The 5964-nt window shown below is 52.1% G+C and carries 5 protein-coding genes and 1 pseudogene; 1 reads left to right on the top strand and 5 read right to left on the bottom strand.

The window, feature by feature from the left end:
* Positions 1 to 276, top strand: a pseudogene (locus tag H8730_RS17055) (IS30 family transposase); the annotation flags it as partial.
* Positions 277 to 500: 224 nt separating this feature from the next.
* Here the strand turns inward: H8730_RS17055 and H8730_RS17050 are convergent.
* The 5 genes from H8730_RS17050 to tilS form a co-directional block, all read right to left on the bottom strand.
* Positions 501 to 833 carry a DUF6145 family protein gene (locus tag H8730_RS17050; RefSeq protein ID WP_177716731.1) on the bottom strand — a complete coding sequence of 111 codons (333 nt, stop codon included), beginning with the start codon at positions 831 to 833 and terminating at the stop codon, positions 501 to 503.
* Entirely contained in the window at positions 826 to 1821 is a 996-nt protein-coding gene (locus H8730_RS17045) for a biotin--[acetyl-CoA-carboxylase] ligase (RefSeq protein ID WP_249290251.1), read from the bottom strand. Before H8730_RS17045 ends, H8730_RS17050 begins: the two co-directional genes overlap by 8 nt.
* Positions 1822 to 1942: 121 nt before the next feature.
* Positions 1943 to 3817, bottom strand: a complete 1875-nt coding sequence (ftsH, locus tag H8730_RS17040) for an ATP-dependent zinc metalloprotease FtsH (RefSeq protein ID WP_283244034.1) — start codon at positions 3815 to 3817, stop codon at positions 1943 to 1945.
* A 39-nt stretch (positions 3818 to 3856) separates the two neighbouring features.
* On the bottom strand, positions 3857 to 4378 hold the full coding sequence (gene hpt, locus H8730_RS17035) for a hypoxanthine phosphoribosyltransferase (protein ID WP_177716237.1): 522 nt from the start codon (positions 4376 to 4378) through the stop codon (positions 3857 to 3859).
* 12 nt (positions 4379 to 4390) lie between these two features.
* Positions 4391 to 5749, bottom strand: coding sequence for a tRNA lysidine(34) synthetase TilS (tilS, locus tag H8730_RS17030; protein WP_177716239.1), 1359 nt, complete (start codon positions 5747 to 5749; stop codon positions 4391 to 4393).
* Between the last annotated feature and the right edge of the window lie 215 nt (positions 5750 to 5964).

Here is a 5964-nt window from a genome sequence, read left to right as displayed (position 1 = left end):
CCCTTTATTGAAAAGAACCATACCCTTTTCCGTGACATTGTCCCGAAGGGCTCTTCCTTCGATGACTTTTCGCAGGATACGGTTGACCTCATCTTCTCCCATGTGAATTCGGTCAGCCGTTCCATTTATGGCGGGAAGACACCCTTTGAGCTGTTTTCCTTCCTTTATGGCGATTCAGTTGCACACCTTTTCGGGATAACAAGAATCCCCCCGAAGCAGGTGGTACAGTCTCCCCTGCTTCTGAAAGGAGTGGCAGATCTCTCTAAAAATCTGTAATTTTTTCTCAAACTTAATCCATCTGAAGCTGGAGTTACTCTGGGATGCCCCGTGTTCCAGAGCGCGATGCATCCCCTTTTTTACAGTTTGCAATCCCTTTTCCTCTTTTTCTGTCTCTGTTTCCACTTATTTCTGCTTCTTTTTTAGCTTTCCCAGGCTTATTTCCACTACGTTTCTCATAGTAACTCCATCTCCGTTTCCTCTGTGGGACTTACTTTGGGAATTTACGGGTTTCTTTTCGCCTCCCGTATGGCGCGATACCAGAGCGCAAGGTTGTCTAAAAGGCTCCGCTGCTCCCGCTCAATCTCCCGGACCAGCAACCCCGCGCTGATTTCATCATATCCCAGATCCCCCTCCTCGCACCAGCTATCCACATACACCTCGCCATCCAAATCGAATCCCATCTCTGCGACTCCGCCGGCTTCCTCCACCAGTGAGATCAGCAAAACGAGAACTTCCTTTTTAATTTCTTCCGGTATCTTTCCCAGATTTTCATTAAAATAATACTTTTCTTTATATTGGCTTGCGTAGGCTAATACGACCTTATCCTCAGACATACCCCATAACTCCTCTCACTGAAACTTCTCCCGCACAGACGGTTCGACTCGTCCCATCCTCCAGCCGAACTAGGAGCTCTCCTTGGGCGTCCACAGCCTGCGCCCATGCCTCAAATGCGGAAGCTCCCTCCTCAACGCGAACCCTGTGGCCGACGGTGATACACCGGGCATTGTAGTCGTCAATCAACAGCGAGAGATCCTTTGTCTGCATGAACTGCTCATAACAGGATTGGAATTGCCTTAGGACGGCGCGAAAGACCATAAGCCTGTCCACCTCGTCCGGCTTCGCCACTTCCAGCGCCAGGGACGTGGCCTTCTCCCTGAGTTCTTCTCCGAAGTCCGTGATCCCTGTATTGACGCCGATCCCTACAACGATCCCCGTCATCCGCATCTCCTCTGTCGTCATCTCCGTCAAAATCCCGCACAATTTTTTCCCGTGAACTACAATATCGTTCGGCCATTTGATAGTAGCCGGAATCTCATACAGCTCTTCCACGGCGCGGCTCACCGCCAACCCTGCCACAAGGGTCAGCATGGATGCCTTCATGGGTTCCAGGTTGGGCCGCAGAACGAGGGTCATCCACAAACCAGCTCCCAGCGGCGATACCCATCCTCTGCCGCGCCTCCCTCTGCCGCTGAACTGCTGTTCACAGACCACCGCGCCGGGCTCCGCTCCCCGGCCTTCCAGAAGCACCCGCTTGGCCTCAAGATTTGTGGAATCCAGCTGCTTGGCGTAGTAAATCTCTTTCCACATGGAACCGTCATATGTTGCCGCGTCCAGGAGGGTTTCCCTCGTCATCCGGTCCCGTGGACAGGAGACCAGCCGGTATCCGCGGTTTGTGGCGGAATCAATTTCATAGCCCTCCTCCCGAAGCTTGCCGATGGCCTTCCATACAGCCGCTCTTGTCACGCCCAGCTGTGCACTGAGCTCCTCGCCCGAAACATACGTCTGTCTCTCTTTTAGCATACGTAGAATCTTCGATTTCATACGGTCCTCCAATCAGGCGCAGCGCACCGCGCATCGTTGGTCTCCCTCCAAAATATAGGACAACGCTGCAAGACTCTCTGAGCCGCAGCGTTGTCCTGATTGAGACCTGCTTAAGTTATGATTAAAAGGTCGCTGGATCCGGTATCTCCTGGCTCCGGAATAGCTTCGCAAATTCCTCTCCTGTAATCTTTTCTTTTTTCAATAGCAGCTCTGCCGTCTTGTGAAGCACCTGCATATGTTCTGTCAGGATGCTCTTCGCCCTGCTGTACGCGTCATCGACGATCTTGCGGATCTCCCGGTCAATGGTACCGGCCACCTCCTCGCCATAATTGCGGGTGTGTCCAATATCCCGGCCAAGAAAGACTTCTTCATTGTCGTCGCCAAACTGAATCGGCCCCAGCACATCGCTCATTCCATACTTCGTCACCATGCCTCTCGCCAGGCCCGTGGCGCGCTCAATATCATTGGACGCCCCCGTCGTGACGTCCTGCAACACCAATTCCTCCGCCACGCGGCCGCCAAGCAGGGCCACAATCTCCGACTCCATCTGCGTTTTGGACATGTACATAGTGTCTTCCTCAGGCAGCGGCATCGTATATCCTCCCGCCATCCCCGTGGGAATGATCGATATGCTGTGCACGGGATCGAGCTCCGAAATCACATGGTGGATAATGGCGTGCCCCGCCTCGTGGAAAGCTGTAATCCGCTTTTCCTTGTCAGTGATAATGCGGCTCTTTTTCTCTGTGCCAATCCCGATCTTGATGAACGCGTTCTGTATATCCTGCATGGTGATATACTTTCGATTCTCCCTAGCCGCGTAGATAGCAGCCTCATTGAGAAGATTCTCCAAATCTGCGGGGGTAAAGCCGGCCGTCGTCCTGGCCACAACCCGAAGATCCACGTCTTCTCCCAGCGGTTTTCCCTTCGAGTGGACAGTCAGAACTTCTTCTCGACCTTTGACATCCGGTCTGTTGACCACGATCCGCCTGTCAAACCGGCCTGGACGCAGCAGCGCCGGATCCAAGATATCCACCCGGTTTGTCGCTGCGATCACGATGACTCCCTCGTTTACACCAAAGCCATCCATTTCAACCAACAGCTGATTCAACGTCTGTTCCCGCTCATCATGGCCGCCGCCCAAGCCGGCGCCTCTGCGCCGTCCTACGGCATCGATCTCATCGATAAATACGATGCAGGGCGCATTCTTCTTCGCCTGCTCAAACAAATCCCGAACCCGCGAAGCGCCGACGCCGACAAACATTTCCACAAAATCAGAACCCGAAATGCTGAAAAAGGGAACGCCCGCCTCCCCTGCCACGGCTTTGGCCAGGTACGTCTTACCGGTTCCAGGAGGGCCCACGAGAAGGACCCCCTTTGGAATCCTCGCGCCCAGCTCAGAGAACTTCTTCGGCGCGCGCAGGAATTCCACGACTTCCTTCATCTCCTCCTTCTCCTCATCCAAGCCCGCGACATTGTTAAACCGAATCCGGTTCTTGTCATCGACGATCATTCTCGCCTTGCTTTTGCCAAAGGACATGACCTTATTGCCGGAGCCGCCTCCCTGTGCCCGGTTCATAATAAACGTAAACACGATCAGGACGATGATCATGGTGATCAACATGGGAAGAAATTCTGACAGAAATCCGTCCGCCTTTACGGCTTTGACATAGATGGGCACATCGGGATAGTTCTCCCTCATGAACTCGCGAAAACTCTCCACATCCGAAATATACAGGCTGCGCACCGCTCCATTCTCCCTTGTGGAATCGGTGGCCTTATACACGATGGTCGCGTTTCCCATCCCGGCGGTCCCCACCTTAATGGGATCCACCTGAATTTTGTCAATCTGTCCGCTCTCTAAATCGGCATAAAATTTGTCGTCGGTCAGCCGCTCTGTCCCGCCAAGGCCAAAATCAAAGTTCCCCATGATTAGGACCAGTACCAACATCAGAATAATAAAGACATATATTCCAATTCCTTTAAAGCCATCTTTCAACCTTGCATCCTCCTCTCTGAACTCGGATCGCCCAGCTGCCTATTCCACATAGGCTATATACGGCAGGTTCCGGTAATGCTGCTCATAATCCAGGCCATAGCCCAGAACGAATTTATCGTCTATCACAAATCCTGTATAGTCCGCTTTCACCGGGACCACCCGGGTATGGGGCTTATCCAGGAGTGTGCAGATCTTGACGGACGCCGGATTTCGGTCGGCCAGCAAATTCTTCAGGTATTGCAGAGTTCTCCCCGTATCCATGATGTCCTCCACGATCAACACATGTTGGTTTTCAATGGAATTGTCCAAATCTTTCATGATCTTGACAATGCCAGTGGAAACCTGCTGATTCCCATAGCTTGACACCGACATGAAATCCATTGTCATGGGGATCTGGATATACTTTGCCAGATCCGTCATAAACATGACGCCGCCCTTGAGAACACAGATCATTGCCAGTTCTTTTCCCTGATAGTCATGATTGATCTCATCCGCCAACTGCCGAATCCGGTTTTGAAGCGATACCTCATCAATCATGACATGAATTCTGGACTCATCCATCTTTGTTCCTCCTCAAATATAGGCGCCTGGAAATTCTGCATCAATCTCCAGTACCCGCTTTGTCTCTTCCCCGATCTTGCAGCCGTCGCTGAGCCTGTATCCTATGATCCACAGAATGTGGGAGCCATCCGCCAGCAGCGGAATCCTGTCCCGTTCTGACCGTGGAATTTTCTCATCGATAAAATAGTCTTTTAGCTTTTTCCTTCCGCCCGCCGCCGAGATATAGTCGCCGGGCCTTCTTGTGCGTACCTGCAAGGTATCTTTTATTGTATCATAATCTATCCATTTCGTATACAATTTTTCACAAATATTCGTATTTTTTATACTTTTCACAAATCGGAGCCTAATTTTCAACTTGTTCTCCGGCACGTCGATCTCACAGGGAATACTCTCTATGGGATACGCCCAGCCGTCCTCTAGATCTCCCGATTCCTGATAACACTGGAGTATATCATAGCTTCTCTCCAGAGTCAATCCCCCGGGCAAATTAATCTTCGATCCCGACGGCTTATCTGCCATGTCTAAAATAGCCTGTATATGGCTGAACCCAATGTCCCGCCCATGGCCAACATCCTCCAAAAATAACCGCGCGACACGGCTGGCGAGCGCCGGTGGAAGCTCTGTCATTTCAAGGAGAAGCACCCCCCGCTCCCGTTTGAGGCGCTGATATTGAGCTCTCGCCATGGATGATAAAAACTCCTCGTCCTGCTGCAACATGGCAGCTGCGTGGGACGCCGACACACAGAAATTCGGATTCCACTGCTCCTCGATCATGCGAATCAATTGATGCCGGATTCGATTTCGAGTGAACTCCACATCTTGATTGGTCTCATCCTCCACCCATTGCAGGCCATGATCCTGCATATAGCCGATGATTTCGCGTTTTGAGCAGCAAAGGAGCGGCCGGATGACATTTCCATTCTTCGGAAGCATTCCTGCAAGCCCTTTTGTCCCGCTGCCGCGTATTAAATTCATCAAAACCGTCTCTGCCTGGTCTTGCATGTGATGGGCTAGCGCGGTTTTCTGCGCGCTGCTCTCGGCAAAAGCTTCATAGCGGAGCTGCCGCGCCGCCTCCTCAACCCCTCTGCGCTCACGCTGTCTCCTGGACATGACATCCACGGATACGATTCGGCAGGGGATCCCCCACTCCCGACAGATCCCTGAGGTAAAATCTTCATCCCTGTGAGCGGTGGAGCGCAGATTGTGATTGACATGGACCGCCTCCAGCTCAAACTGCAAGTCCGACCGCAGTTGGGACAGCACATATAGCAGGCAAACGGAATCCGCTCCCCCGGAAACTCCGACCTGTACGGTTTCGCCTGGCTCTATCAAATGTTGGTGCAAAATATAGTCTCGAACTTTTGTAAGCATGGAAGACGCTCCCTTCTATCTGCGCCATTTTCTATGGATCATCATACCACAGTCCCCGCTGGAAATCCATATAAATTTCGGTTTTTATACCACCGAAATCGAGTAGGAGGTAGGCGATTATTTCGCCTACCGACCTCTCACACCACCGTGCGTACCGTTCGGTACACGGCGGTTCAATCAACTTAACAGGTAACGCACCTTGCGGTGTAGTAGTC

It is taken from the genome of Bianquea renquensis, assembly GCF_014384895.1.
GTDB classification, from domain to species: domain Bacteria; phylum Bacillota; class Clostridia; order Lachnospirales; family Bianqueaceae; genus Bianquea; species Bianquea renquensis.
This window is presented reverse-complemented; position numbering and strand designations above follow the sequence as displayed.